Here is a 22,543-nt window from a genome sequence, read left to right as displayed (position 1 = left end):
CCGGCGGCCTTCCGTGTTTCCGTCCATGGCGCGGCTCATGGCGGCGACGTGACTTAAAGTGCTGGAGCGTCCTTTGCGCGTCCAAAGGACGCGCGGCGCTACAGGCGTCGCCAGCCGCGCATCTCGCGCCTTAACGGGAAGACTGCTTCCCGAAAGTGCAATCCGCTGAGGCCACGTTCTGGAAAACGAAATCACTCGACATCGGATCACCTCCTTTCGATTTGTTGAACACGCCCTCATGATGGGGTGTCGATCTGCAAATGGCAAGGCGCCATCGTGAAAATGCGGTGCGCGTTTGCCGCTAACTGCTTGCGGCTATCCGATCGGACAGGCAATGTCGCTGCCGGACCGTCAGGGGCTGAGCAGGAGGAACGGGGATGGAGGCAGCCGAGAGAGCCGCACGGATCGTTCGAACGGTTATCGAGACGTTGAAGCCGGGTTTCGCGGTCAAGCTGTGGAACGGCGAGCGGATCGGCCCCGCCACCGGCCCCGTGGTCACCATCAACGACCAGGACATCGTCTGGCAGGTGATGCGGCGGCCCAACCTCTCGACGCTGATCGAAATGTGGATTTCCAAGACCATCGACGTGGAAGACGGGTCGCTGTTCGATTTCTACGCTCTGCCTGCGCAGGGCAAGCTCAGGGCGAAGCTCAAGTCGTTGCCCAAGCTCGCGGTCCTGCGCGACCTGCCGGCCGTGCTGTTTTCGAGAAAACAGATGACGGCGCGGACCGACCTTTCCGGGCGCAACCCCTTCGTCAGCGGGTCGAACAGGCAAGCAATCCAGCACCACTACGACATTTCGAACGCCTTCTACCGGCTCTTCCTCGATGAACGCATGGTCTATAGCTGCGGCTATTTCACCGATTTCGCCAATGACATTGACCAGGCGCAGAAAGACAAGCTCGATCATATCTGCCGCAAGCTCCGGCTGAAGCCCGGCGAAAGGCTGCTCGACATCGGCTGCGGCTGGGGAGCCATGCTCATCCATGCCGCGAAAAATTACGGCGTCGTCGGCCATGGCGTCTCGCTGTCGGAAGCCCAGACCCAGCTCGCCCGCGAGCGCATCCGTGCTGAGGGACTGGAGGATCGCATCACCATCGAGATAAAGTCCTATGCCGAGCTGTCCGACTCCTTCGACAAGATCTCGTCGATCGGCATGTTCGAGCATCTGGGGCTGGCCAACCACGCCGCCTATTTCTCGACCATTCGTCGCCTGCTCAAGCCGGGCGGCATCTATCTGCATCACGCCATCACCCGGCGCGACAAGGGCAGCATCAAGAAGACCCTGCGCAAGGGCCCGGAATTCAAAGCGCTGATCAAATACATCTTTCCCGGCGGCGAACTCGACACGATCGGCATGACGCTTGGCAATCTCGAAGCGCACGGCTTTCTTGTCTACGATGTCGAGAATTTGCGCGAGCACTACGCCCGCACCTGCCGTCTGTGGGCCGAGCGCCTCCACGCACGCTTCGACGAAGCGATCGCCGAGGTCGGCGAAGCCAAGGCGCGCCTCTGGCTGCTTTATCTCACCGGCTGTTCGATTACTTTCGAACGCGCCTCGGCGCAGATTTTCCAGACCGTCGTCACCAAGCGCGCGCGGGGCCCGAGCGGACTGCCGCCGACGCGGGCGGACCTTTATCAGTAGAGCGCCAGCGAGCCGATTTCATCCGATGGGGTTTCCGACGACCGTCGACCGGATGTTTCTTATGCCCGCTTGTTCTGCCGGTTGGCGATGAGGTCGTCGACGACCGCCGGGTCGGCCAGCGTCGAGGTATCGCCGAGCGCGGCAAAATCGTCCTCGGCGATCTTGCGCAGGATCCGCCGCATGATCTTGCCCGAGCGGGTTTTCGGCAGGCCCGGAGCGAACTGGATCTTGTCGGGCGTGGCGATGGCGCCGATGTCCTTGCGGACGTGGGTGACAAGTTCCTTGCGCAACGCCTCGTCCGGCTTCTCGCCGGCCATCAAAGTGACGTAGCAGTAGATGCCCTGGCCCTTGATGTCGTGCGGGTAGCCGACGACGGCGGCTTCCGAGACTTTCTCGTGCGAAACCAGCGCCGATTCGACCTCGGCCGTGCCCATGCGGTGGCCGGAGACGTTGATGACGTCGTCGACCCGGCCGGTGATCCAGTAGTAGCCGTCGGCGTCGCGGCGGCAGCCGTCGCCGGTAAAATATTTGCCCTTGTAAGTGGAAAAATAGGTCTGCACGAAGCGCTCGTGGTCGCCATAGACGGTGCGCATCTGGCCCGGCCATGAATCGGCGATGCAGAGATTGCCGCTGGCAACGCCTTCCAGCACCTTGCCGTCGCCGTCGACCAGTTGCGGCTTGACGCCGAAGAACGGCTGCGTCGCCGAACCTGCCTTGAGCGGGGTGGCGCCGGGCAGCGGCGTGATCAGGATGCCGCCGGTCTCGGTCTGCCACCAGGTGTCGACAATCGGCACCTTGCCGTTACCGACGACGTTGAAATACCACTCCCAGGCTTCCGGATTGATCGGCTCGCCGACTGTGCCGAGCACGCGCAACGATTTGCGCGAGGTTTTGGCGACATGGGCGTCGCCGGCGCCCATCAGGGCGCGCAACGCCGTCGGCGCGGTGTAGAAGATGTTGACCTTGTGCTTGTCGATGACCTCCCAGAAGCGGGATTGCGAGGGATAGTTCGGCACGCCTTCGAACATCAGCGTGGTGGCGCCGTTGGCGAGCGGCCCGTAGACGATATAGCTGTGACCGGTGACCCAGCCGACATCGGCGGTGCACCAGTAGATGTCGCCGTCGTGATAGTCGAAGACATATTGGTGGGTCATCGAGACGTAGACGAGATAGCCGGCCGTGGTGTGCAGAACGCCCTTCGGCTTGCCGGTCGAGCCCGATGTGTAGAGGATGAACAGCGGGTCCTCGGCCTTCATCTTCTCCGGCTTGCATTCCGCCTTAACCGTCGCGATCTCGTCATGGTACCAGACGTCGCGTCCGGCCACCCAGCCGGTCTTGCCGCCGGTGCGGCGCACGACGACGACCTTTTCGACTTTCGTTCCGGCCTTGGCGGCGATCTCGATCGCTTTGTCGGTGTTGTCCTTCAGCGGGATCGGCTTGCCGCCGCGCAGGCCCTCGTCGGCGGTGATGACGAAGCTTGATTTGCAGTCGTCGATGCGGCCGGCCAGCGCGTCCGGTGAGAAGCCGCCGAAGACCACCGAATGGATGGCGCCGATGCGCGTGCAGGCAAGCATCGCATAGGCGGCTTCGGGGATCATCGGCATGTAGATGGTGACGCGGTCGCCTTTCCTAACGCCGTGCTTCTTCATCACATTGGCGAGCCGGCAGACATGCGCATGGAGCTCGTTATAGGTGATCTTCCTGTCGTCGTAGGGATTGTCGCCTTCCCAGATGATGGCGGTCTGATCGCCGCGCTTCTTCAGATGCCGGTCGATGCAGTTCCAGGAAACATTGGTCTCGCCGTCCTCGAACCATTTGATCGAGACCTTGCCGTCGAAGGAGGTGTTCTTGACCTTGCTGTAGGGCTTGAACCAGTCGATGCGCTTGCCGTGCTTGCCCCAGAACTTGTCCGGGTTCTTCACGCTGTCGGCGTACCATTTCAAATAGGTGTCTTTATCGATCAGCGCATTCTTCTTCCACGCCGGCTGGACGCGATGGACATGAACCTCGGACATATCTTTGCTTTCCTCCCGAAACCAGGCCGCCCGGCTTGACCGCCGGCGGCATCGCGGCGAAGCGGCCGCGAATTCGCGCGCATTATTAACAGTTCCGCGGTGACGGCAACATTAGACGTTGGATTCGCGCGGCGGGATGCCGCAGAGGTTTGAGTTGCCGCTATCAGCACTCGACCACGATCGCTGCTAACTGCATGTTTTTGTGTCGGAAATCCGGCCTCTAACTACGAAATATCAATAGACGATTAAGCAAATTGCGGGCACAATTTCAAATTGGGAGGAAGGAGAATCAACCGGGGGACCGCGATGCGTGACCATTCCGAAATGGACCTGATGCTCAAGGGCTATGGCTTGACCACGGCCAAAATCCTTTATCATTTTCCCGATCATCCGCATCTGCTGCAGAGCTTCATCTGGCAGGACTACGACATCGCTCCGAAATTTCCGGTGCTGATCCGGTTCATCGAGTTCTGGCAGACCAAGCTCGATGGCCCGCTGCATTCGGTGAGCTATACGCACCAGAAGCTGATCGCGCCCAATGAGTGGCGGAAGCTCGATGGCGAGTTCGTGCTGCATTAGGGCAACGGCGCAGGATGTTCTGGCGGGCTGCTTGCATGATGGATTCCGCATGCCTTGGTGATTGGCGGAAACATCTCGGAGCTTCGTCATCCTGGGGCGGAGCAAGGAGCGAAGCGACGCGGCGCAGACCCCAGGATCCATGCCGTGACTTCAAAGCGCCGCTGCGGGGCCGAATTCTGCTCCGCTGCACCCTACGGCCAAGGTTATGGCATGGATCCCAGGGTCTCCGCGACGGAGCTTCGCTCCTGCTTCGCCCAGGGATCACGAAGTTGGGGAGGCTTCGGCAAGTCCCGAATGTTTATGATGGTCACCCGAACGAGCGATCGCGACTCTCAGACCGCAGGCGGGCTCAGCCGGGCAAAACCCTCCTGCCGGCGATACGGAAAATACGGATAGGCTGCGGTCACCGCGCTTGCTGCGTCGAGCGTCTTGATCTGGTCGGATGTCAATGACCAACCGACGGCACCAAGATTCTGGCGCAGCTGTTCCTCGGTGCGCGCGCCGATAATGACGGAGGCGACGGTCGGCCGCTGCAGCAACCAGTTGATGGCGATCTGCGGCACGGTCTTGCCGGTTTCTCTGGCCACGGCTTCGAGCGCATCGACAACCCTGTAGAGCAACTCGTCTTCTACCGGCGGCCCGAAGCTTGCGGTGTCGTGCAGCCGGCTTTTTTCCGGCAGTGGCTCGCCGCGGCGGATCTTGCCGGTCAGCCGGCCCCAGCCGAGCGGGCTCCACACCAGCGCGCCAACGCCCTGGTCGAGCCCGAGCGGCATCAACTCCCATTCATAGTCGCGCCCGACCAGCGAATAGTAGACCTGATGGGCGACGTAGCGCGGGTAGCCGTGCTTGTCCGCCAGGCCGAGCGATTTCATCACTTGCCAGCCGGAAAAGTTGGAGACGCCGACATAGCGCAGCTTGCCGGCGCGCACGAGACTGTCCAGCGTCGACAGCACCTCCTCGATCGGCGTTGCGGCGTCGAAAGCATGCAGCTGCAGCAGGTCGATGTAATCGGTGCCGAGACGCTTGAGCGCGTGCTCGACCGCGTTGATGAGGCGCGAACGGGAGGACCCGGCATCATTGGGTCCGTCGCCCATCGGCAGCGAGGTCTTGGTCGAAATCAGCACGGCATCGCGGCGGCCCTTGACGGCTGCGCCGAGCACTTCCTCGGAAGCGCCGTTCGAATAGACGTCGGCGGTGTCGAACAGGTTGACGCCGGCCTCCAGGCAGATGTCGACCAGCCGCCGCGCTTCCGTCGCATCGCTGTTGCCCCAGGCGCCGAACAGCGGCCCCGAGCCGCCGAAGGTTCCAGCGCCGAACGAGAGCGCCGGAACCTTCAGGCCCGAGGCGCCAAGACGTCGATAATCCATCTTTTTCTCCTGTGATGTCTAAGGGGGTTCGTCGGGTTGCTACGTGCGGGCAGATGCCGGCTCGCCAAGCGTCGGGCGATCGAGACGCAGCGCCAGCCACGCCACGGCGAGCGCCGAGAGCGGCAGCAGGGCGGCGACCCAGGTGATGGCGCCAAGGCCGGGGCCATGGGCGATGACCATGCCGCCGAGCCAGGCGCCGGCGGCGTTGCCGAGGTTGAAGGCGGCGATGTTGAAGGACGAGGCGAGGCTCTGGCCGGCGCCTTCAGCCTTTTCCAGCACCCACATCTGCAGCGGCGCTACGGTGGCGAAGGCGGCGGCGCCGAGCAGGCCGACATGGATGACAGCCATCGCCCGGCTGTGCAGGGCGAAGGTCATCGTGCCGAGCACCAGCGCCAGCACAACGAGACTGCCGAGGACGGAAGGCACCAGCCAGCGGTCGGCGAACTTGCCGCCGGCGAGATTGCCGGCGATGAGGCCGCCGCCGAAAACAAGCAGGATCGGCGACACCGCCGCTTCCGCAAAACCGGTGATCTCGGTCAGCAGGGGGGCGATATAGGTGAAGACGGCGAAGACGCCGGCATAGCCAAGCACGGTGGTGGCGAAGCCAAGCAGAACCGGGGCGCGGCCGAGCACGGCGAGATCGCCGCGCAGGTCGCTCTTTTCCAGCGCTGCCGGGCTGCGGGGCACCGGCAGGAGAATGATGGCGAAGGCGACGATGCCGACCAGGGCTACAGCCCAGAAGGTCGCCCGCCAGCCGAAGGCCTGGCCGAGCCAGGTGCCGAAGGGCACGCCGAGGATGTTGGCGATGGTCAGGCCGGTGAACATCAGGGCGATCGCCGAGGCCTTCCTGTTGGGGGCGACCAGCCCGGTCGCAACCACCGCACCAACGCCGAAGAAGGTGCCGTGGGCGAAGGCGGTGAGCACCCGGGCAGCCATCAGCGTCCAGTAGTCGGGGGCCAGCGCGCAGGCGAGGTTGCCCAGCGTGAAGACCGCCATCAGCACCAGAAGCACGGTCTTGCGCGGCCAGCGGCCGGTGGCGATCGTCAGCAGCGGCGCGCCGATGACGACGCCCAGCGCATAGCCGGAGATCAACTGGCCGGCGGCCGAGATCGAGACGCCGAGATCGGTGCTGACGTCGAGCAGCAGGCCCATAATGACGAATTCGGTGACACCGATGCCGAACGCACCGGCGGCGAGAGCATAAAGTGCAAGAGGCATTGCGGTTCCCACTCCGGTGACAGCAGTTTTGACGACAGGACGCCGTGTCCTCCTGCGCCCCGACCCGGAAGATCGTGTTGCCATGTGCTGTGAACCAGCCTTGCGTCGGGCACATTGTCTGTGAAATAGATTCACGAATGGCGAGGCCCGACATCAACCGCTCCGGCGAGATCGAAGTGTTTGTCCGTGTCGTCGAAGCGGGCAGTTTTTCGGCTGCGGCGCGGATGCTGCGGATGACGCCGTCGGCGGTGAGCAAGCTGATTGCGCGGCTTGAGGCGCGGCTTGGCGCGCGGCTGATCAGCCGTTCGACTCGCAAGCTGCAACTGACACCGGAGGGAGCGGCCTTCTTCGACAGCGGCGTGCGCATCCTGGCCGACATGGCGGCAGCCGAGCGCGAGGCGGCGGCTGGTGCTGCGCCGCGCGGCCGGCTGCGGGTCAACAGCTACGTGCCGTTCGGGCAGCACCGGCTGATCCCGCTGTTGCCGCGCTTTCTCGAACGCTATCCGGAAATCGCCATCGATCTGGTTTTGACCGACAATGTCATCGACCTGATGGAGGAGCGCGCCGATGTCGCCATCCGCGCCGGGCCGCTCGGCGAATCACGTTTGGTGGCGCGCAAGCTCGGACAGAGCCGGCTGGTCGTCGTCGCCGCGCCATCGTACATCAGGACGCATGGCGCGCTCCAAACGCCGGCCGATCTCGATCATCACAATCGGATGGGTTTCTGCTTCGTGCGCCATGTCGACGGCTGGCCCTTCGTCGGCGCGGCCGGCGAGGCCTTCATCGTCCCGATCACCGGAAACACGCTGGTCAGCGACGGCGAGGCGATGCGGCTGATGGCGCTCTCGGGCGCTGGCATCGCCCGGCTGGCACGCTGGCATGTGGAGCCCGACATCGCCGCCGGCCGGCTGGTCCCGCTTCTGGAGGACTTCAACCCAGGCGACGAGGAGCTTACCCACGCTGTTTACGTCGGCCAGGGCAAACATTTGCCGGCCCGAGTGCGGGCCTTTCTCGACTTTCTGGTCGAGACGGTCCGGCTGAGCTGAGCCCAAGAAGATCGGGAGCCCGCCGGCTTCCGAAATCGAAGCTGAGATTTACTTCTTCTCCGCAAAGGGCGCCGGACGCCGGCCAGCCGCCTGGCGCTCGAGCATCCAGCCCGGATATTCGGATGGCAGCGCGCTGACTTCGTCGAGACGAGCAAGATCGTCGCTGTCGAGCTTCAACGCGGTGGCGGCAAGGTTCTGTTCGAGCTGCTCCATGCGGCTGGCGCCGATGATCACGCTCATCACGAAAGGCTTGGCCAAGACATAGCCAAGTGCCACCGTGGCGACGCTGGCGCCGTGCTTGCCGGCGATCTCGCGCATGACGGCGACCGCCGCCCAGGCGCGGTCTTCATCGACCGGCGGGAAATTGAAGCTGGCGCGGCGGCCCTCGCCATTGCCGCGCGCGCCGGGTCCGTATTTGCCGGAAAGCAGCCCGCCCGCCATCGGCGACCAGACCATCAGCCCAAGCTTCTCCTCGTTGAGCAGCGGCACGATCTCGCGCTCCAGATCGCGGCCGGCGATCGAATAGTAGGACTGAACCGTCTCAAAACGGGCAAAACCCTTGCGTTCGGCGATGCCCAATGCCTTGGCGATGCGCCAGGCTGCCCAGTTCGAGACGCCGACATAGCGGACCTTACCGCTGGCAACCAGATCGTCGAGCGCCCTGAGCGTCTCGTCGATCGGCGTTACCGCGTCGGTGCCGTGCAACTGATAGAGATCGATATGGTCCAGCTGCAGCCGTTCGAGACTGCCGTCGACCGAATCCATGATGTGGCCGCGCGAGGAGCCGCGCTGGTTGGGGCCGTCGCCCATGGCGCCATGGACTTTGGTGGCGATGATCACGTCCTGCCGCTCGATGCCGAGATTGCGCAGCGACTGGCCGAGAAACCGTTCTGATGCGCCGAAGGAATAGACATCGGCCGTGTCGAAGAAATTAATGCCGGCGGCGAGCGAGCGCTGGACGATCCTGTCGACGCCATCCTGGTCGAGGCTGGCGATCAGGCCCCATTGGTTGTTTTGGTCGGCGGCGCCGAAGGTCATGGTGCCGAGACAAAGTTCGGAGACAAACATCCCCGTGTTTCCAAGTTGACTGTAGCGCATGGTGCGGCTCCGGAAAGTTTTGGAATGACCCGGCCGATATAGGAACGATACGTTTCGTTTCTACTTGTTGGCGTAACGGCCTGGTGGTTCTGGACCAAGCTCCGCGACCGACGATCCGGTGCAACGGGAAACAGGTCAGATTGTCCAAGGGTCGAGGACCGTCACCGGGCCCGACTATCAAGGCTGATCGCTAAACTGCCGCTAAAATGCCCGCTAGCGGCTGCCGAAGATCGCCGAGCCGACCCTGATGCTGGTCGCGCCGAAGGCGATCGCGGTTTCGTAGTCGCCGGACATGCCCATCGAAAGCGTCTCCACCCCTGCCTCCGTGCCGAGCTTTTCCAGCAGCGCGAAATGCGGGCCGGGGTTCTCATCGGCCGGCGGAATGCACATCAGGCCTTCGATGGCGAGGCCATGGACCTCGCGGCAGCGCGTAACGAAGGGTACGGCTTCGCGCGGTTCGATCCCTGTCTTTTGCGGTTCCGAGCCGGTGTTGACCTGAACGTAGAGTTTTGGTGACCGGCCTTGCCTGGCGATTTCCTTGGCGAGTTCGGCGGCGATCTTCTCGCGATCGACCGTCTCGATGACGTCGAACAGGGCGACTGCTTCCTTCGCCTTGTTCGATTGCAGCGGACCGATCAGGTGCAGTTCGATGTCGGGGAAGCCTTGCTTCAGCGCTGGCCATTTGGCTTGTGCTTCCTGGACGCGGTTCTCGCCGAAGACGCGCTGCCCGGCGTCGATGACCGGGCGGATATCGTCGGCGCTGAAGGTCTTCGAGACCGCGACCAGCGTCGCCGCGCCGGCTTGCCGTCCTGCCTCGCGCTCGGCGGCGGCGATCCTCGCCTTGACCGTGAAAAACTGTTCGACGGCGCTCGCCATGCCTATATCCTGACTCTGGTTTTTGTCCTGGCCGGGGCGTCGCAGTTGACGGGTCCGGCAATCCATGGTGAACACCGCGACGACATTTCCTGAGCCGCCGGGCATGTCCGGCTGTTCGCGCATGCTTTTTAAGTGAAAAACACCCAATGGCAACCGAACGATACAATCCGCGCGCATCAGAGCCCAAATGGCAGAAGGCCTGGGACGCCAAGAAGCTGTTCGAGGCTGACAACGACGACCCGCGTCCGAAATACTACGTGCTCGAGATGTTTCCGTATCCGTCGGGGCGCATCCATATCGGCCATACCCGCAACTACACGATGGGCGACGTGGTGGCGCGCTACAAGCGGGCCAAGGGTTTCAACGTGCTGCACCCGATGGGCTGGGACGCCTTCGGCATGCCGGCCGAGAACGCGGCGATGCAGAACAAGGTCCATCCCAAGGACTGGACCTATCAGAACATCGCCGCCATGCGCGAGCAGCTCAAGGTCATGGGCCTGTCGCTCGACTGGGCGCGCGAATTCGCCACCTGCGATGTCGACTACTACCACCGCCAGCAGATGCTGTTCCTCGATTTCGTCGAGAAGGGGCTGGTGACGCGCAAATCCTCCAAGGTCAACTGGGATCCGGAGGACATGACGGTGCTTGCCAACGAGCAGGTCATCGACGGACGCGGCTGGCGCTCCGGTGCGCTGGTCGAGCAGCGCGAGCTGACGCAGTGGTTCTTCAAGATCACCGACTATGCGCAGGACCTGCTGGACTCGCTGGAAGGCCTCGACGAATGGCCGGAAAAAGTGAAGCTGATGCAGGCGAACTGGATCGGCCGTTCGGAAGGCCTGCTGATCCGCTGGCCGCTGGCCACTCCAGTTGACGGCGAAGATGAGCTGGAGGTCTACACGACGCGGCCCGACACCATCTTCGGCGCCTCCTTCATGGCGGTCGCAGTTGACCATCCGCTGGCCAAGAAGGCGGCCGAAAACAATCCGGCGCTGGCCAAGTTCATCGATGAAGTCCATCACATGGGCACTTCGGTGGCAGCACTGGAGACAGCCGAGAAAAAGGGCATGGATACCGGTATACGAGTCGTCCATCCGTTCGATGCGAACTGGACTCTGCCTGTCTACGTCGCCAATTTCGTGCTGATGGAGTACGGCACCGGCGCCATATTCGGTTGCCCGTCCGGTGACCAGCGCGACCTCGACTTCGCTAACCGATATGGCCTGCCGGTCATTCCGGTGGTGATGCCGGAAGGCGAGATCCAGGGAAACTTCCAGATCATCGACGAGGCCTATGTCGGCGACGGCGTGATGATCAATTCGCGCTTCCTCGACGGCATGAAGCCTGATCAGGCGTTCGACGAAGTGGCCAAGCTGCTGGAACAAAAGACCATCGGCAACCGGCCGATGGCCGAGCGCAAGGTCAACTTCCGCCTGCGCGACTGGGGCATTTCGCGCCAGCGCTACTGGGGCTGCCCGATCCCGATGATCCATTGCGAGGATTGCGGCGTGGTGCCGGTGCCGAAGGCGGACCTGCCGGTCAAGCTTCCCGACGACATCGAGTTCGACCGGCCGGGCAATCCGCTCGATCGCCATCCGACATGGCGGCATGTCAAATGCCCGCAATGCGGCAAGGATGCACGCCGCGAAACCGACACGATGGACACGTTCGTCGATTCGTCGTGGTATTTCGCGCGCTTCACCGCGCCCCGGGCGAACGACCCAACCGATCCCAAGGCAGCTACCGAATGGCTGCCGGTCGACCAGTATATTGGCGGCATCGAGCACGCCATTTTACACCTGCTCTATTCGCGCTTCTTCACCCGCGCCATGCGTGAGACCGGCCATGTCGACCTCGCCGAGCCGTTCAGGGGCCTGTTCACGCAAGGCATGGTGGTGCACGAGACCTATCGGGTCGGCAGTGGCGCGAACAGCCGCTGGCTTGCGCCCAGCGAGGTGCGGCTGGAGGACGTCGATGGCAAGCGCCGCGCCATAGAAATCGCGACCGGCGAAGAGGCGGTGATCGGCCCGCTCGAAAAAATGTCGAAGTCGAAGAAGAACACGGTGAGCCCCGAAGAGATCACCGACGGCTACGGCGCCGACACCGCGCGCTGGTTCATGCTGTCGGACTCGCCGCCCGAACGTGACGTCGAATGGACCGACGAGGGCGCCGCCGGCGCGCACCGCTTCATCCAGCGCATCTGGCGCCTGGTGTCGACAGCCGCCGAATCGCTCGCCGGAATCCAGCCGGCAGCGGCGAAGCAGGGCGAGGCAGGGACTGTTTCCAAGGCCACGCACAAGATCCTGAAATCGGTGGGTGAGGACATTGAAAAGCTCGCCTTCAACCGCGCCATCGCCCGCATCTACGAACTCGCCAATGCGCTCAACACGCCGCTCAACGAGGCGGCCGAAGGCAAGGCCGATCCGGCGCTCAAGGCTTCTTGCCGGCAAGCCGTCGACATCCTCGTGCATTTGATTGCGCCGGTCATGCCGCATCTGGCCGAGGAATGCTGGCAGGCGCTCGGCGGCACCGATCTGGTCGCCGAACGGCCCTGGCCTGTCTTTGATCCGTCGCTTGTCGCCGACAGCGAGATCGTGCTGCCTGTCCAGGTCAACGGCAAGAAGCGCGGCGATTTGACAATTGCCCGCGACGCGGACCAAGGTGCCGTCGAAAAAGCGGTTCTGGCTCTCGACTTCGTGCAGAAAGCGCTCGAAGGTAAGGCACCGCGCAAGGTGATCATCGTCCCGCAGAGGATCGTCAATGTCGTTGCCTGATCCGAGGAAGACAGAAGTGACGCATTTGCTGCGCCGTGCCGCGCTGTATGGGCTGGTCGCTTCGGTTGCGCTGGTTTCGGCCTGCACGGTGCGCCCGCTCTATTCGAGCGCGCCGCTGTCGGCCGGTTCGCAAGTTGGCGCTGCCGCCGAACTCGGGTCCATCTCGGTCAAGCCGGTCAACACGCGCTACGCCCAGCAGGTCCGCAACAATCTGATTTTCGCGCTCGGCCAGGGTGCGGGCGAGCCGGCGTCGCCCGCCTATTCGCTCGATCTCGGCGTTACCGAACTTATTGAATCCGCTGCAAAGGTGCAGGTCACGACCGATGACGACGAACCAACCGCGGGCACGGTGACACTGACCGCGAATTATGTGCTGACCGACGCCAGGACCGGCACGACGATCGCGACCGGCAAGCGCTCGATAGCGTCGTCCTTCGACCGGCCCCGTCAGGAGTTCGCCTCCTACCGGGCGCAAATCGACGCCGAGAACCGCGCGGCGCGCGAACTGGCGGACCTGCTGCGCCTGTCGATCGCCCAGGCTCTGGTCAAGCACGGCAAGACGGTGGCGGGTTAGCGCCGTTCGGCCTGGATCGAGACGTTCCGGCTACCGCCGAGGCCTGATTGCTGGCACAAAAAAAGGCCGATTGCTCGGCCTTTTCTACGGGAACACGGCGTTTGATTTCAGCCGATCTTCTTGATTTCAGCCGATTGTCTGGCCGGTCTTGGCCCAGTCGGCGAGGAACTGCTCCAGGCCCTTGTCGGTCAGCGGGTGCTTGACCAGCGCCTTCAGCGTCGCCGGCGGCGCGGTGATGACGTCGGCGCCGATCAGTGCGGCCTGCTTGACGTGGTTCACCGTGCGCACCGAGGCGGTCAGGATCTCGGTCTGGAAATCATAATTGTCGTAGATGGTGCGGATATCGGCGATCAGTTCCATGCCGTCCCAGCCGCTGTCGTCGATGCGGCCGACGAAGGGCGAGATGAAGGAGGCGCCGGCCTTGGCGGCGAGCAGCGCCTGGGTAGCCGAGAAGCACAGCGTGACATTGACCATGCGGCCGTCCGAGCGGATGTCCTTGCAGGCCCTCAGGCCGTCGAGCGTCAGCGGCACCTTGATGCAGACGTTGTCGGCGATCCTGGCCAGGATCTTGGCCTCCGCCATCATGTCCTTGTATTCGGTGGCGACGACTTCGGCCGAGACCGGGCCCTTGACGATCTCGCAGATCTCTCTGGTGACTTCGGCGATCTTGCCGCCGGATTTGAGGATCAGCGAAGGATTGGTGGTGACGCCGTCGAGCAGCCCCAAATCGTTCAGTTCACGGATTTCCTTGACATCGGCGGTGTCGACAAAAAATTTCATGACGGTCTCCTGAAGATTTTTATCGCATCGGCCCGAAAATCGAATCGATTTTCGGAAGCACGATGCGAGGTTTAAAGTTCTAGAGCGTACTTTGTGCGTCCGGATGGACGCACGTCGCTCTAGTGCATGTCATGCACCTCTGAGGGTCGGACTTTGATCTAGACGAAAGTCGGGGCAAGGTCACGCCTCATGATCGAAGATTCGCCCTTTGTCGCGGCCGCACCGGTGCTGGTGCCGATGCCCGCCGAGCGGCCCTACACCTATGCCGTGCCCGCCGGCATGCGCGTGGTGCCGGGCTCGATCGTGCGCGTGCCGCTCGGTCCGCGCCAGGTCGCCGGCATCGTCTGGGACGGCGCCGTCGAAAAGGTCGATGCCAAAAAACTGCGCTCGATCGAGCAGGTCTTCGACTGCCCGCCGATCGGCCGCGCCATGCGCCGCTTCGTCGACTGGATTGCGCAATACACGCTGTCGCCGCCCGGCATGGTGGCGCGCATGCTGCTGCGGGCGCCGGAGGCCTTCGACCCGGAACCGTGGATCGAAGGCCTGCAACGCACCTTGGCCAGACCCGACCGTGTGACGGATGCGAGGATGCGCGTGCTGGAGACAGCCGAAGGCGGGCTCGCCTGGACGCGGTCCGGGCTGGCGCATGCGGCCGGCGTGTCGTCGACGGTCATCGACGGGCTGAAGGCGCAAGGCGTGTTCGAGACCGTCATGATCCCGCCGCGACCGGTGGTCGCAGCACCCGACCCAGGCTACGCCCAACCATCGCTGATGCCGGACCAGCGCGATGCAGCCGAGATGCTGCGCAGCAATGTCGCGGCCGGCGCATTCGGCGTCACGCTGCTCGACGGGGTGACCGGATCGGGCAAGACCGAGGTCTATTTCGAGGCGGTGTCGGCGGCGCTCGACCGCGGCAAGCAGGTGCTGATCCTGCTGCCGGAGATCGCGCTGACCCACGCTTTCCTCGAGCGCTTCCAGGAACGGTTCGGCGCCAAGCCGGCCGAATGGCATTCGGACCTGCCGCCAAGAATGCGCGAGCGTGTCTGGCGGCAGGTGGCGGAAGGTGGCGTGCGCGTCGTTGCCGGCGCGCGTTCGGCGCTGTTTTTGCCGTTCAGGGAGCTTGGGCTGATCGTCGTCGACGAGGAGCACGACCCCGCCTACAAGCAGGAAGACCGCGTCTTCTACAATGCCCGCGACATGGCGGTGGTGCGCGGCCACATCGGCGGCTTTCCGGTCGTGCTCGCCTCGGCGACACCGTCGGTCGAAAGCCGGGTCAATGCGAGCCAAGGCCGCTATAGCAGGGCGGTGCTATCGGCGCGCTTTGCCGAAGCGGCGCTTCCCGACCTGAAGACGATCGACATGCGCCGCGCCCCGCCGGCACGCGGCGGCTTCCTGTCGCCGGTGCTGCTTGGCCATATGCGCCAGACACTGGAGAAGAAGGAACAGTCGCTGCTGTTCCTCAACCGGCGCGGCTATGCGCCGCTGACGCTGTGCCGGGTCTGCGGCCATCGCTTCGGTTGCCCGGTCTGCTCGGCCTGGCTGGTCGAGCACCGCTTTCGCGGCCAGCTCGTCTGCCACCATTGCGGGCACAATGAGCGGCGGCCCGAGGCCTGCCCGGAATGCGGCACGCTCGACCATCTGGTCGCCTGCGGGCCGGGCGTCGAGCGCATCGCCGAAGAGGTCGTCGCGCATTTCCCCGACGCCCGCACCATCGTCCTGTCGTCCGACCTGATGGGCGGCGTGCGGCGGCTGAGGCTGGAGCTTGAAGCCATCGCAAATGGCGAGGCCGACATCGTCATCGGCACGCAGCTCGTCGCCAAGGGCCACAATTTCCCCAACATGACACTGGTTGGCGTGGTCGACGCCGACCTCGGCCTGGCCAATGGCGATCCGCGCGCCGCCGAGCGCACCTTCCAGCTGCTCAGCCAGGTGACCGGCCGCGCCGGCCGCACCGGCAAGAAGAGTCTTGGCCTGCTGCAGACCTTCCAGCCCGACCACCCGGTCATGCGGGCGATCGTCTCCGGCGACGCCGAGGCTTTTTACGAGCGCGAGATCGCCGAGCGCGAGCGGGCGGTGCTGCCGCCTTTCGGCCGGCTCGCCGGCGTCATCGTCAGTGCTGCGACGCGGGCGGAAGCGGAGGGCCATGCGCGGGGTTTGCGGCGCGCCGCACCTCAGGCCGCCGACCTGTTCGTGCTCGGCCCGGCCGAGGCGCCGCTGTCGCTGATCGGCGGCCGCCATCGCTTTCGCCTGCTGATCCAGGGCGAACGGCGCGCCGACATTCAGGGGTTCATTCGCGCCATGCTGGCCGAGGGACCGAAGCTGCGGGGCTCGGTGCGCGTGCAGGTCGACATCGACCCGCAGAGCTTTTTGTGAGGCGTTTGGAGTTAGCCTAGTCAGCCGCAGGCGGGTCTTGCAATATATTCCAGCACCACACCTCGAGCGCCTCACTCCCTGTGTGGTCTCATGTGGTCATAATGCATAGCGTTCCATAAAGGAGGAACAGCCCGTCACGAAGCTCTTGGTACGACGCGCATCCATACCGAGGCGGCGGTCGTGTTCGCGTTGGACTGATGCGCGCCCGTAATTCGTGACGCGCATCTGGCGCATGGCTCTTGCTTCGCTAGAATGCCCGAAATTTCGAAACAGCCATTTGCGAGGGGACAGTATGGAATTTGCGTTTCCGTGGCCGATGAGCCAGGGCGAGTGGCTGGCGTGGTCGAGCGCCGTCGTGACCTTGCTGTTCGGGCTGATGTTGTTCCTGGCGCCGGCACTGGCTTTCCGGATACTCAGACTGCAGGTCAAGCCCGAAAAGGCGGCGGCGATCGCCGAAGGGCGCGGCAGGATGTCGGGCTTCTATCTCGGCGTCGGCCTGTGCTGCATTCTGCTTGCGCAACCGCTGCTCTACATGGCGCTTGGCTTTTCCTGGCTGTTCACCGCCTTCGGCCGCCTGCTGTCGATGATGTCAGATGGCGCCAACACGCCCTTCAATTGGGTTTCCATCGTGCTGGAACTGGTGCTGGCGGCGCTGCCGCTTGCCTTCGCCTTCGGCTTTGTGCCTTGAATCAAAGGCTAATTCGGGACCGGCGGTCGAACCGCGCCGCCGGATGCGACAATAGTGCCTGAAAACCATGCGGGGCGACGCATTGCGGTCTTAAAATGCCTGTGCTAGACGGCAATCGACTTTCGGCCGGGGATAGCGGAAGCCGCGTCTTCGTGCTTGGAAAAATGCAGTAAGGTCAAAGATTTAGCCAGAGTTTTCGCTCGCGCCAATAATCTGCGGCCTGTCAGACAAGAGAAAAGACGGTCCGTGGCCCAATCGTCATCGCCAATCTCAGGTGTCGCAGAGCGCTATGCGGGTTCGCTGTTCGAGCTCGCGCTCCAGGCGAATTCGGTCGGCCAGGTCGAGGCCGACCTCAACAGTTTCGCGGCGATGCTCGAAGGCAGTGCTGATCTGACCCGCCTGATCAATAGTCCGGTGTTCTCCAGCGAGGACCAGGCCAAGGCCATTGCGGCGATCGCCGACAAGGCGGGGATCACCGGCCTTACCGGCAATTTCCTGCGCGTCGTCGCCCAGAACCGCCGTCTGTTCGCCATCCCCGGCATGATCAAGGCATTCCGCCAGATCGCCGCCGAGCATCGTGGCGAGACCGCCGCTGAAGTGACCTCGGCGCATGCGCTGACCGATGCCCAGCAAACCGAGCTGAAGGCGGCGCTGAAAAGCGTTGCCGGCAAGGATGTCGCGATCACCGTGACCGTCGATCCGTCGCTGCTCGGCGGGCTGGTGGTCAAGATAGGCTCGCGCCAGATCGATACGTCGCTCAAAACCAAACTCAATTCGCTCAAGCTTGCACTGAAAGAGGTCGGCTGATGGACATCCGCGCCGCGGAAATTTCCGCAATTCTGAAAGACCAGATCAAGAATTTCGGCAAGGAGGCCGAGGTCTCCGAAGTCGGCCAGGTTCTGTCCGTCGGTGACGGCATCGCCCGCGTCTATGGCCTCGACAATGTCCAGGCCGGCGAGATGGTCGAATTCCCCGGCGGCATCCGCGGCATGGCGCTCAATCTCGAAGCCGACAATGTCGGCGTCGTCATCTTCGGCGCCGACCGCGACATCAAGGAAGGCGATATCGTCAAGCGCACCGGCGCCATCGTCGATACGCCGGTCGGCATGGGCCTGCTCGGCCGCGTCGTCGATGCGCTCGGCAACCCGATCGACGGCAAGGGCCCGATCCAGGCGACCGAGCGCAAGCGCGTCGACGTCAAGGCGCCCGGCATCATTCCGCGCAAATCGGTGAACGAGCCGATGTCGACCGGCCTCAAGGCCATCGATGCGCTGATCCCGGTCGGGCGCGGCCAGCGCGAGCTGGTCATCGGCGATCGCCAGACCGGCAAGACCGCGATCATCCTCGACACGATGCTCAACCAGAAATCGGTGCACGAGCACGGCCCGGAGAAGGAAAAGCTCTACTGCGTCTACGTCGCCGTCGGCCAGAAGCGCTCGACCGTTGCGCAGTTCGTGAAAGTTCTCGAAGAGCGCGGCGCGCTCGATTATTCGATCATCATCGCCGCCACCGCTTCCGATCCGGCGCCGATGCAGTTCCTGGCGCCGTTCACCGCCTGCACGATGGGCGAATATTTCCGCGACAACGGCATGCACGCGCTGATCAGTTACGACGATCTGTCCAAGCAGGCCGTCGCCTATCGCCAGATGTCGCTGCTGCTGCGCCGCCCGCCTGGCCGCGAAGCCTATCCGGGCGACGTCTTCTACCTGCATTCGCGCCTTCTGGAGCGTGCCGCCAAGCTCAATGACGACAATGGCGGCGGTTCGCTGACGGCTCTGCCGATCATCGAGACCCAGGCCAACGACGTGTCGGCCTATATCCCGACCAACGTCATCTCGATCACCGACGGCCAGATCTTCCTGGAAACCAATCTGTTCTTCCAGGGCGTCCGCCCGGCGGTCAATGTCGGCCTGTCGGTGTCGCGCGTCGGCTCCTCGGCGCAGATCAAGGCGATGAAGCAGGTCGCCGGCTCGATCAAGGGCGAACTCGCGCAGTACCGCGAAATGGCGGCCTTCGCCCAGTTCGGCTCCGACCTCGACGCCGCGACGCAGCGCCTGCTGAACCGCGGTGCACGCCTGACCGAACTCCTGAAGCAGCCGCAATTCTCGCCGCTCAGGGTCGAAGAACAGGTCGCGGTGATCTTCGCCGGCGTCAACGGCTATCTCGACAAGTTGGCGATCGACCAGGTCAGCAAATTCGAGCATGGCTTGCTCAGCCACATGCGCTCGGCCGGCAAGGAGGTGCTCGACGGCATCCGCAAGGAGAAGGCGCTGTCGGACGATCTGCGCGCCAAGCTGAAGGCGGAGATCGACACCTTCGCCAAGACCTTTGCTTGAACGACGGCCGGACGGACGAGATCAGGTTTGAAGCATGCCTTCACTAAAAGACCTTCGTAACCGTATCGCCTCGGTCAAGGCGACGCAGAAGATCACCAAGGCGATGCAGATGGTCGCCGCGGCGAAGCTGCGCCGCGCACAGGAGGCGGCGGAAGCAGCGCGCCCCTATTCAGAGCGCATGGGTGCGGTGCTGGCCAACATCACCCAGGCGATCGGCGGCGGCGGCGAGGCCCCGGCGCTGATGACCGGCACCGGCAAGGACGACGTGCATCTGCTCGTCGTCTGCACCGCCGAGCGTGGTCTGTGCGGCGGCTTCAATTCGCAGATCGCACGCCTTGCCCGCGACCACATCCGCAAGCTTTTGGCCGACGGGAAACAGGTCAAGATCATCTGCGTCGGCAAGAAGGGGTTCGACATCCTGCGTCGCGACTATGCGGCGCTGATCCTCGAGCGCGTCGACTTGCGCGAGGTGAAGACGCTGGGCTTCGTCAATGCCGATGGCATTGCCAAGAAGGTCATCCAGCTCTTCAACGAGGGCGGCTTCGACATCTGCACGCTGTTTTATTCGCAGTTCAAATCGGTGATCAGCCAGATCCCGACAACCCAGCAGATCATCCCGGCAGGCGTGCCTACCGCTCCCGCCGAAGCGACGGACGGCGGCAGTGCCGTCTATGAATACGAGCCGGAGCCGGGCGAAATCCTCTCCGACCTCATTCCGCGCAACATTTCCGTACAGGTTTTTCGCGCTCTGCTCGAAAACGCCGCCGGCGAGATGGGCGCCAAGATGAGCGCCATGGACAATGCGACGCGCAACGCAGGCGATATGATCAACAAATTGTCGATCACCTACAACCGCCAGCGGCAGGCGCAGATCACCAAGGAATTGATCGAAATCATTTCGGGCGCCGAGGCGCTCTAGGCGCGCTCCCATGAAGGTCAGCGACCTTCAGGCGGATCGCGTGAGAAACAAAGAGACGAAAAGGGTAAAGACGATGGCGAAAGCAGCGACCCCCCAGAAGGCGGCCCCGAAGACCGCCGCGACGGCGGCAGCACCGGCAAAGGCTCCGGCGGCGGCAGCGAAGACGGCTCCGGCCAAGAAGGCGGCAGCGCCCGCCAAGGCTGCCGCGGCGAAGGCGCCGACCGTTGCCATCAACAAGACCGGCTTGGCTGGCAAGGTTCGCCAGGTCATCGGCGCTGTTGTCGACGTTCAGTTCGGCGAACATCTGCCGGCGATCCTGAACGCCCTGGAAACGTCCAATGTCGGCAATCGTCTCGTGCTCGAGGTGGCTCAGCATCTCGGCGAGAACACGGTGCGCTGCATCGCCATGGACTCGACCGAAGGTCTGGTTCGCGGCCAGGACGTCTATGACACCGGCGCGCCGATCACCGTGCCGGTCGGTCCGGGCATGCTCGGCCGCATCATCAACGTCATCGGCGAGCCGGTCGACGAGGCGGGCCCGGTCGACGGCACCGAGATGCGCTCCATCCACCAGCCGGCGCCGACCTATGTCGAGCAGTCGACGGAAGCACAAATCCTGGTCACCGGCATCAAGGTTCTCGACCTGCTGGCACCCTATGCCCGCGGCGGCAAGATCGGCCTGTTCGGCGGCGCCGGCGTCGGCAAGACGGTGCTGATCCAGGAATTGATCAACAACGTCGCCAAGGCGCATGGCGGCTTCTCGGTGTTCGCCGGCGTCGGTGAGCGCACCCGCGAAGGCAACGATCTCTATCATGAGTTCATCGAGTCCGGCGTCAACAAGAAGGGCGGCGGCGAAGGATCCAAGGCGGCGCTCGTCTATGGCCAGATGAACGAGCCGCCGGGCGCGCGAGCCCGCGTCGGCCTAACCGGGCTGACAGTTGCCGAATATTTCCGCGACCAGGGCCAGGACGTGCTGTTCTTCGTCGACAACATCTTCCGCTTTACGCAGGCTGGCTCCGAAGTGTCGGCGCTGCTCGGCCGAATTCCTTCGGCCGTGGGCTATCAGCCGACGCTGGCCACCGACATGGGCGCGCTGCAGGAGCGCATCACGACGACGACCAAGGGCTCGATCACCTCGGTGCAGGCGATCTACGTGCCGGCCGACGATCTGACCGATCCGGCGCCCGCGACCTCGTTCGCCCACCTCGACGCGACGACCGTGCTCAACCGCGCGATCTCGGAAAAGGGCATCTATCCGGCCGTCGATCCGCTCGATTCGACCTCGCGCATGCTCGACCCGATGGTCGTCGGCGAAGAGCACTACCAGGTCGCCCGCCAGGTGCAGTCGATCCTGCAGCGCTACAAGTCGCTGCAGGACATCATCGCCATCCTGGGCATGGACGAGTTGTCGGAAGAGGACAAGCAGACGGTGGCCCGCGCCCGCAAGATCGAGCGCTTCCTGTCGCAGCCCTTCTTCGTCGCCGAAGTGTTCACCGGCGCGCCGGGCAAGCTGGTCGATCTCGCCGACACCATCAAGGGCTTCAAGGGCCTCTGCAACGGCGACTACGACCACCTGCCGGAAGCCGCCTTCTACATGGTCGGCGGCATCGAAGAAGCGGTCGAGAAGGCACAGCGCCTGGCGGCCGAAGCGGCGTGATTGGTGAATGGTCAATAGTGAATTGTGAATTGTGAATGGGGAGCAGCGGACAGGAAATCGGGGCTGAGTGAAGGTCTTCGGATCGTTCACCATTCACCATTCACCATTCGCTGAGTTGATCATGCCTGAAGCTTTCAAATTCGAACTGGTCTCGCCGGAGCGGCTGCTGGTTTCCGAGCAGGTCGAATCCGTCGTCATTCCGGGCGCCGAAGGTGAAATGACCGTCATGGCCCATCACGCGCCGGTCATGACCACGATCAAGCCCGGCGTCGTCACGGTAAAGACCGCGGAAGGCAAGGCAGAGCGCTACGTCGTGTTCGGCGGCTTTGCCGACATTGTTCCGGCCGGCTGCACGCTGCTGGCCGAATCGGCTGTAGCCGTCGGCGACATCGACCGCGCCGACCTCGCCCGCCGTATCCAGGAAGCCAGGGAAGACGTCGCCGACGCCAAGGACGACGAGACGCGCAGCAAGGCCGAGCAGTTCCTTAGCCAGCTCACCACACTCGAAGGCGCGATTTTGTCGGCATAGAGGCCACGAATCCTCGGCCGGGCGCCACTTCCCTTCTCCCCTTGTGGGAGAAGGTGGATTGGCGCGCAGCG

At 63.7% G+C, this 22,543-nt stretch carries 18 protein-coding genes; 12 read left to right on the top strand and 6 right to left on the bottom strand.

All coding sequences use genetic code 11. From position 1 onward, the window contains the following. Nucleotides 1-377: 377 nt before the first annotated feature. A complete protein-coding gene (locus tag AC0L2V_RS17225) occupies nt 378-1,646 on the top strand; it encodes a class I SAM-dependent methyltransferase (RefSeq protein ID WP_473512406.1) in 1,269 nt (422 codons plus the stop codon). A gap of 59 nt (nt 1,647-1,705) precedes the next feature. Here AC0L2V_RS17225 and acs read toward each other — a convergent pair whose 3' ends face one another. After that, nucleotides 1,706-3,661 carry an acetate--CoA ligase gene (acs, locus tag AC0L2V_RS17220; RefSeq protein ID WP_473512407.1) on the bottom strand — a complete coding sequence of 652 codons (1,956 nt, stop codon included), beginning with the start codon at nt 3,659-3,661 and terminating at the stop codon, nt 1,706-1,708. 306 nt (nt 3,662-3,967) lie between these two features. On the opposite strand from acs, the gene AC0L2V_RS17215 reads away from it, so the two are divergent. Continuing rightward, nucleotides 3,968-4,240 carry an usg protein gene (locus AC0L2V_RS17215; RefSeq protein WP_027154578.1) on the top strand — a complete coding sequence of 91 codons (273 nt, stop codon included), beginning with the start codon at nt 3,968-3,970 and terminating at the stop codon, nt 4,238-4,240. A gap of 332 nt (nt 4,241-4,572) precedes the next feature. On the opposite strand, the gene AC0L2V_RS17210 is transcribed toward AC0L2V_RS17215, so the two are convergent. After that, entirely contained in the window at nt 4,573-5,607 is a 1,035-nt protein-coding gene (locus tag AC0L2V_RS17210; RefSeq protein ID WP_473512409.1) for an aldo/keto reductase, read from the bottom strand. Nucleotides 5,608-5,646: 39 nt separating this feature from the next. Next, nucleotides 5,647-6,825 carry an MFS transporter gene (locus tag AC0L2V_RS17205; RefSeq protein ID WP_473512411.1) on the bottom strand — a complete coding sequence of 393 codons (1,179 nt, stop codon included), beginning with the start codon at nt 6,823-6,825 and terminating at the stop codon, nt 5,647-5,649. Nucleotides 6,826-6,962: 137 nt separating this feature from the next. Here AC0L2V_RS17205 and AC0L2V_RS17200 point away from each other — a divergent pair, with 137 nt between their 5' ends. Further along, nucleotides 6,963-7,871: a LysR family transcriptional regulator gene (locus tag AC0L2V_RS17200; protein WP_473512413.1), complete on the top strand. Its 909-nt coding sequence runs from the start codon at nt 6,963-6,965 to the stop codon at nt 7,869-7,871. Nucleotides 7,872-7,919: 48 nt separating this feature from the next. Here AC0L2V_RS17200 and AC0L2V_RS17195 read toward each other — a convergent pair whose 3' ends face one another. Together AC0L2V_RS17195 and AC0L2V_RS17190 are read right to left on the bottom strand one after the other, a co-directional pair. After that, complete coding sequence (locus AC0L2V_RS17195) at nt 7,920-8,969, bottom strand: aldo/keto reductase (RefSeq protein ID WP_473520670.1); 1,050 nt, start codon at nt 8,967-8,969, stop codon at nt 7,920-7,922. A 213-nt stretch (nt 8,970-9,182) separates the two neighbouring features. Next, on the bottom strand, nt 9,183-9,845 hold the full coding sequence (locus AC0L2V_RS17190; RefSeq protein ID WP_473513236.1) for a YggS family pyridoxal phosphate-dependent enzyme: 663 nt from the start codon (nt 9,843-9,845) through the stop codon (nt 9,183-9,185). Between the two features lie 146 nt (nt 9,846-9,991). On the opposite strand from AC0L2V_RS17190, the gene leuS reads away from it, so the two are divergent. After that, nucleotides 9,992-12,616, top strand: coding sequence for a leucine--tRNA ligase (gene leuS, locus AC0L2V_RS17185; RefSeq protein ID WP_473513237.1), 2,625 nt, complete (start codon nt 9,992-9,994; stop codon nt 12,614-12,616). Further along, the gene (locus tag AC0L2V_RS17180) at nt 12,603-13,190 is read left to right on the top strand and encodes an LPS assembly lipoprotein LptE (RefSeq protein ID WP_091600163.1); all 588 of its coding nucleotides are present in this window, start codon (nt 12,603-12,605) and stop codon (nt 13,188-13,190) included. The genes leuS and AC0L2V_RS17180 overlap by 14 nt, the downstream gene beginning before the upstream one ends. Before the next feature lie 126 nt (nt 13,191-13,316). Here AC0L2V_RS17180 and fsa read toward each other — a convergent pair whose 3' ends face one another. Continuing rightward, nucleotides 13,317-13,970, bottom strand: a complete 654-nt coding sequence (gene fsa / locus AC0L2V_RS17175; protein WP_236384724.1) for a fructose-6-phosphate aldolase — start codon at nt 13,968-13,970, stop codon at nt 13,317-13,319. Nucleotides 13,971-14,159: 189 nt separating this feature from the next. Between fsa and AC0L2V_RS17170 the strand changes: the two genes are divergently transcribed. From AC0L2V_RS17170 to AC0L2V_RS17140, 7 genes are all read left to right on the top strand, one after another. Continuing rightward, nucleotides 14,160-16,343, top strand: coding sequence for a primosomal protein N' (locus tag AC0L2V_RS17170; protein WP_091600165.1), 2,184 nt, complete (start codon nt 14,160-14,162; stop codon nt 16,341-16,343). Between the two features lie 292 nt (nt 16,344-16,635). Beyond that, a complete protein-coding gene (locus tag AC0L2V_RS17165) occupies nt 16,636-17,031 on the top strand; it encodes an AGROH133_08824 family phage infection protein (RefSeq protein WP_473513242.1) in 396 nt (131 codons plus the stop codon). Nucleotides 17,032-17,277: 246 nt separating this feature from the next. Further along, nucleotides 17,278-17,838, top strand: a complete 561-nt coding sequence (locus tag AC0L2V_RS17160) for a F0F1 ATP synthase subunit delta (RefSeq protein ID WP_023800087.1) — start codon at nt 17,278-17,280, stop codon at nt 17,836-17,838. Then, complete coding sequence (atpA, locus tag AC0L2V_RS17155) at nt 17,838-19,367, top strand: F0F1 ATP synthase subunit alpha (protein WP_023800086.1); 1,530 nt, start codon at nt 17,838-17,840, stop codon at nt 19,365-19,367. Before AC0L2V_RS17160 ends, atpA begins: the two co-directional genes overlap by 1 nt. Before the next feature lie 34 nt (nt 19,368-19,401). After that, nucleotides 19,402-20,286 carry a F0F1 ATP synthase subunit gamma gene (locus AC0L2V_RS17150; RefSeq protein WP_287247004.1) on the top strand — a complete coding sequence of 295 codons (885 nt, stop codon included), beginning with the start codon at nt 19,402-19,404 and terminating at the stop codon, nt 20,284-20,286. A gap of 73 nt (nt 20,287-20,359) precedes the next feature. Next, nucleotides 20,360-21,943: a F0F1 ATP synthase subunit beta gene (atpD, locus tag AC0L2V_RS17145; protein WP_473520669.1), complete on the top strand. Its 1,584-nt coding sequence runs from the start codon at nt 20,360-20,362 to the stop codon at nt 21,941-21,943. Nucleotides 21,944-22,064: 121 nt separating this feature from the next. After that, nucleotides 22,065-22,472: a F0F1 ATP synthase subunit epsilon gene (locus AC0L2V_RS17140; protein WP_473513245.1), complete on the top strand. Its 408-nt coding sequence runs from the start codon at nt 22,065-22,067 to the stop codon at nt 22,470-22,472. Nucleotides 22,473-22,543: the final 71 nt, after the last annotated feature.

This window comes from Mesorhizobium sp. WSM4814 (assembly GCF_055811595.1).
The sequence above is the reverse complement of the archived record's forward strand: the minus strand, read 5'-3'. Positions and strand labels throughout refer to the sequence as shown.

Bases quoted from the DNA above. Each gene is read 5' to 3' on its own strand.
- AC0L2V_RS17225 (WP_473512406.1), top strand. From the start codon at position 378: ATGGAGGCAGCCGAGAGAGCCGCACGGATCGTTCGAACGGTTATCGAG.
- acs (WP_473512407.1), bottom strand. From the start codon at position 3,661: ATGTCCGAGGTTCATGTCCATCGCGTCCAGCCGGCGTGGAAGAAGAAT.
- AC0L2V_RS17215 (WP_027154578.1), top strand. From the start codon at position 3,968: ATGCGTGACCATTCCGAAATGGACCTGATGCTCAAGGGCTATGGCTTG.
- AC0L2V_RS17210 (WP_473512409.1), bottom strand. From the start codon at position 5,607: ATGGATTATCGACGTCTTGGCGCCTCGGGCCTGAAGGTTCCGGCGCTC.
- AC0L2V_RS17205 (WP_473512411.1), bottom strand. From the start codon at position 6,825: ATGCCTCTTGCACTTTATGCTCTCGCCGCCGGTGCGTTCGGCATCGGT.
- AC0L2V_RS17200 (WP_473512413.1), top strand. From the start codon at position 6,963: ATGGCGAGGCCCGACATCAACCGCTCCGGCGAGATCGAAGTGTTTGTC.
- AC0L2V_RS17195 (WP_473520670.1), bottom strand. From the start codon at position 8,969: ATGCGCTACAGTCAACTTGGAAACACGGGGATGTTTGTCTCCGAACTT.
- AC0L2V_RS17190 (WP_473513236.1), bottom strand. From the start codon at position 9,845: ATGGCGAGCGCCGTCGAACAGTTTTTCACGGTCAAGGCGAGGATCGCC.
- leuS (WP_473513237.1), top strand. From the start codon at position 9,992: ATGGCAACCGAACGATACAATCCGCGCGCATCAGAGCCCAAATGGCAG.
- AC0L2V_RS17180 (WP_091600163.1), top strand. From the start codon at position 12,603: ATGTCGTTGCCTGATCCGAGGAAGACAGAAGTGACGCATTTGCTGCGC.
- fsa (WP_236384724.1), bottom strand. From the start codon at position 13,970: ATGAAATTTTTTGTCGACACCGCCGATGTCAAGGAAATCCGTGAACTG.
- AC0L2V_RS17170 (WP_091600165.1), top strand. From the start codon at position 14,160: ATGATCGAAGATTCGCCCTTTGTCGCGGCCGCACCGGTGCTGGTGCCG.
- AC0L2V_RS17165 (WP_473513242.1), top strand. From the start codon at position 16,636: ATGGAATTTGCGTTTCCGTGGCCGATGAGCCAGGGCGAGTGGCTGGCG.
- atpA (WP_023800086.1), top strand. From the start codon at position 17,838: ATGGACATCCGCGCCGCGGAAATTTCCGCAATTCTGAAAGACCAGATC.
- AC0L2V_RS17150 (WP_287247004.1), top strand. From the start codon at position 19,402: ATGCCTTCACTAAAAGACCTTCGTAACCGTATCGCCTCGGTCAAGGCG.
- atpD (WP_473520669.1), top strand. From the start codon at position 20,360: ATGGCGAAAGCAGCGACCCCCCAGAAGGCGGCCCCGAAGACCGCCGCG.
- AC0L2V_RS17140 (WP_473513245.1), top strand. From the start codon at position 22,065: ATGCCTGAAGCTTTCAAATTCGAACTGGTCTCGCCGGAGCGGCTGCTG.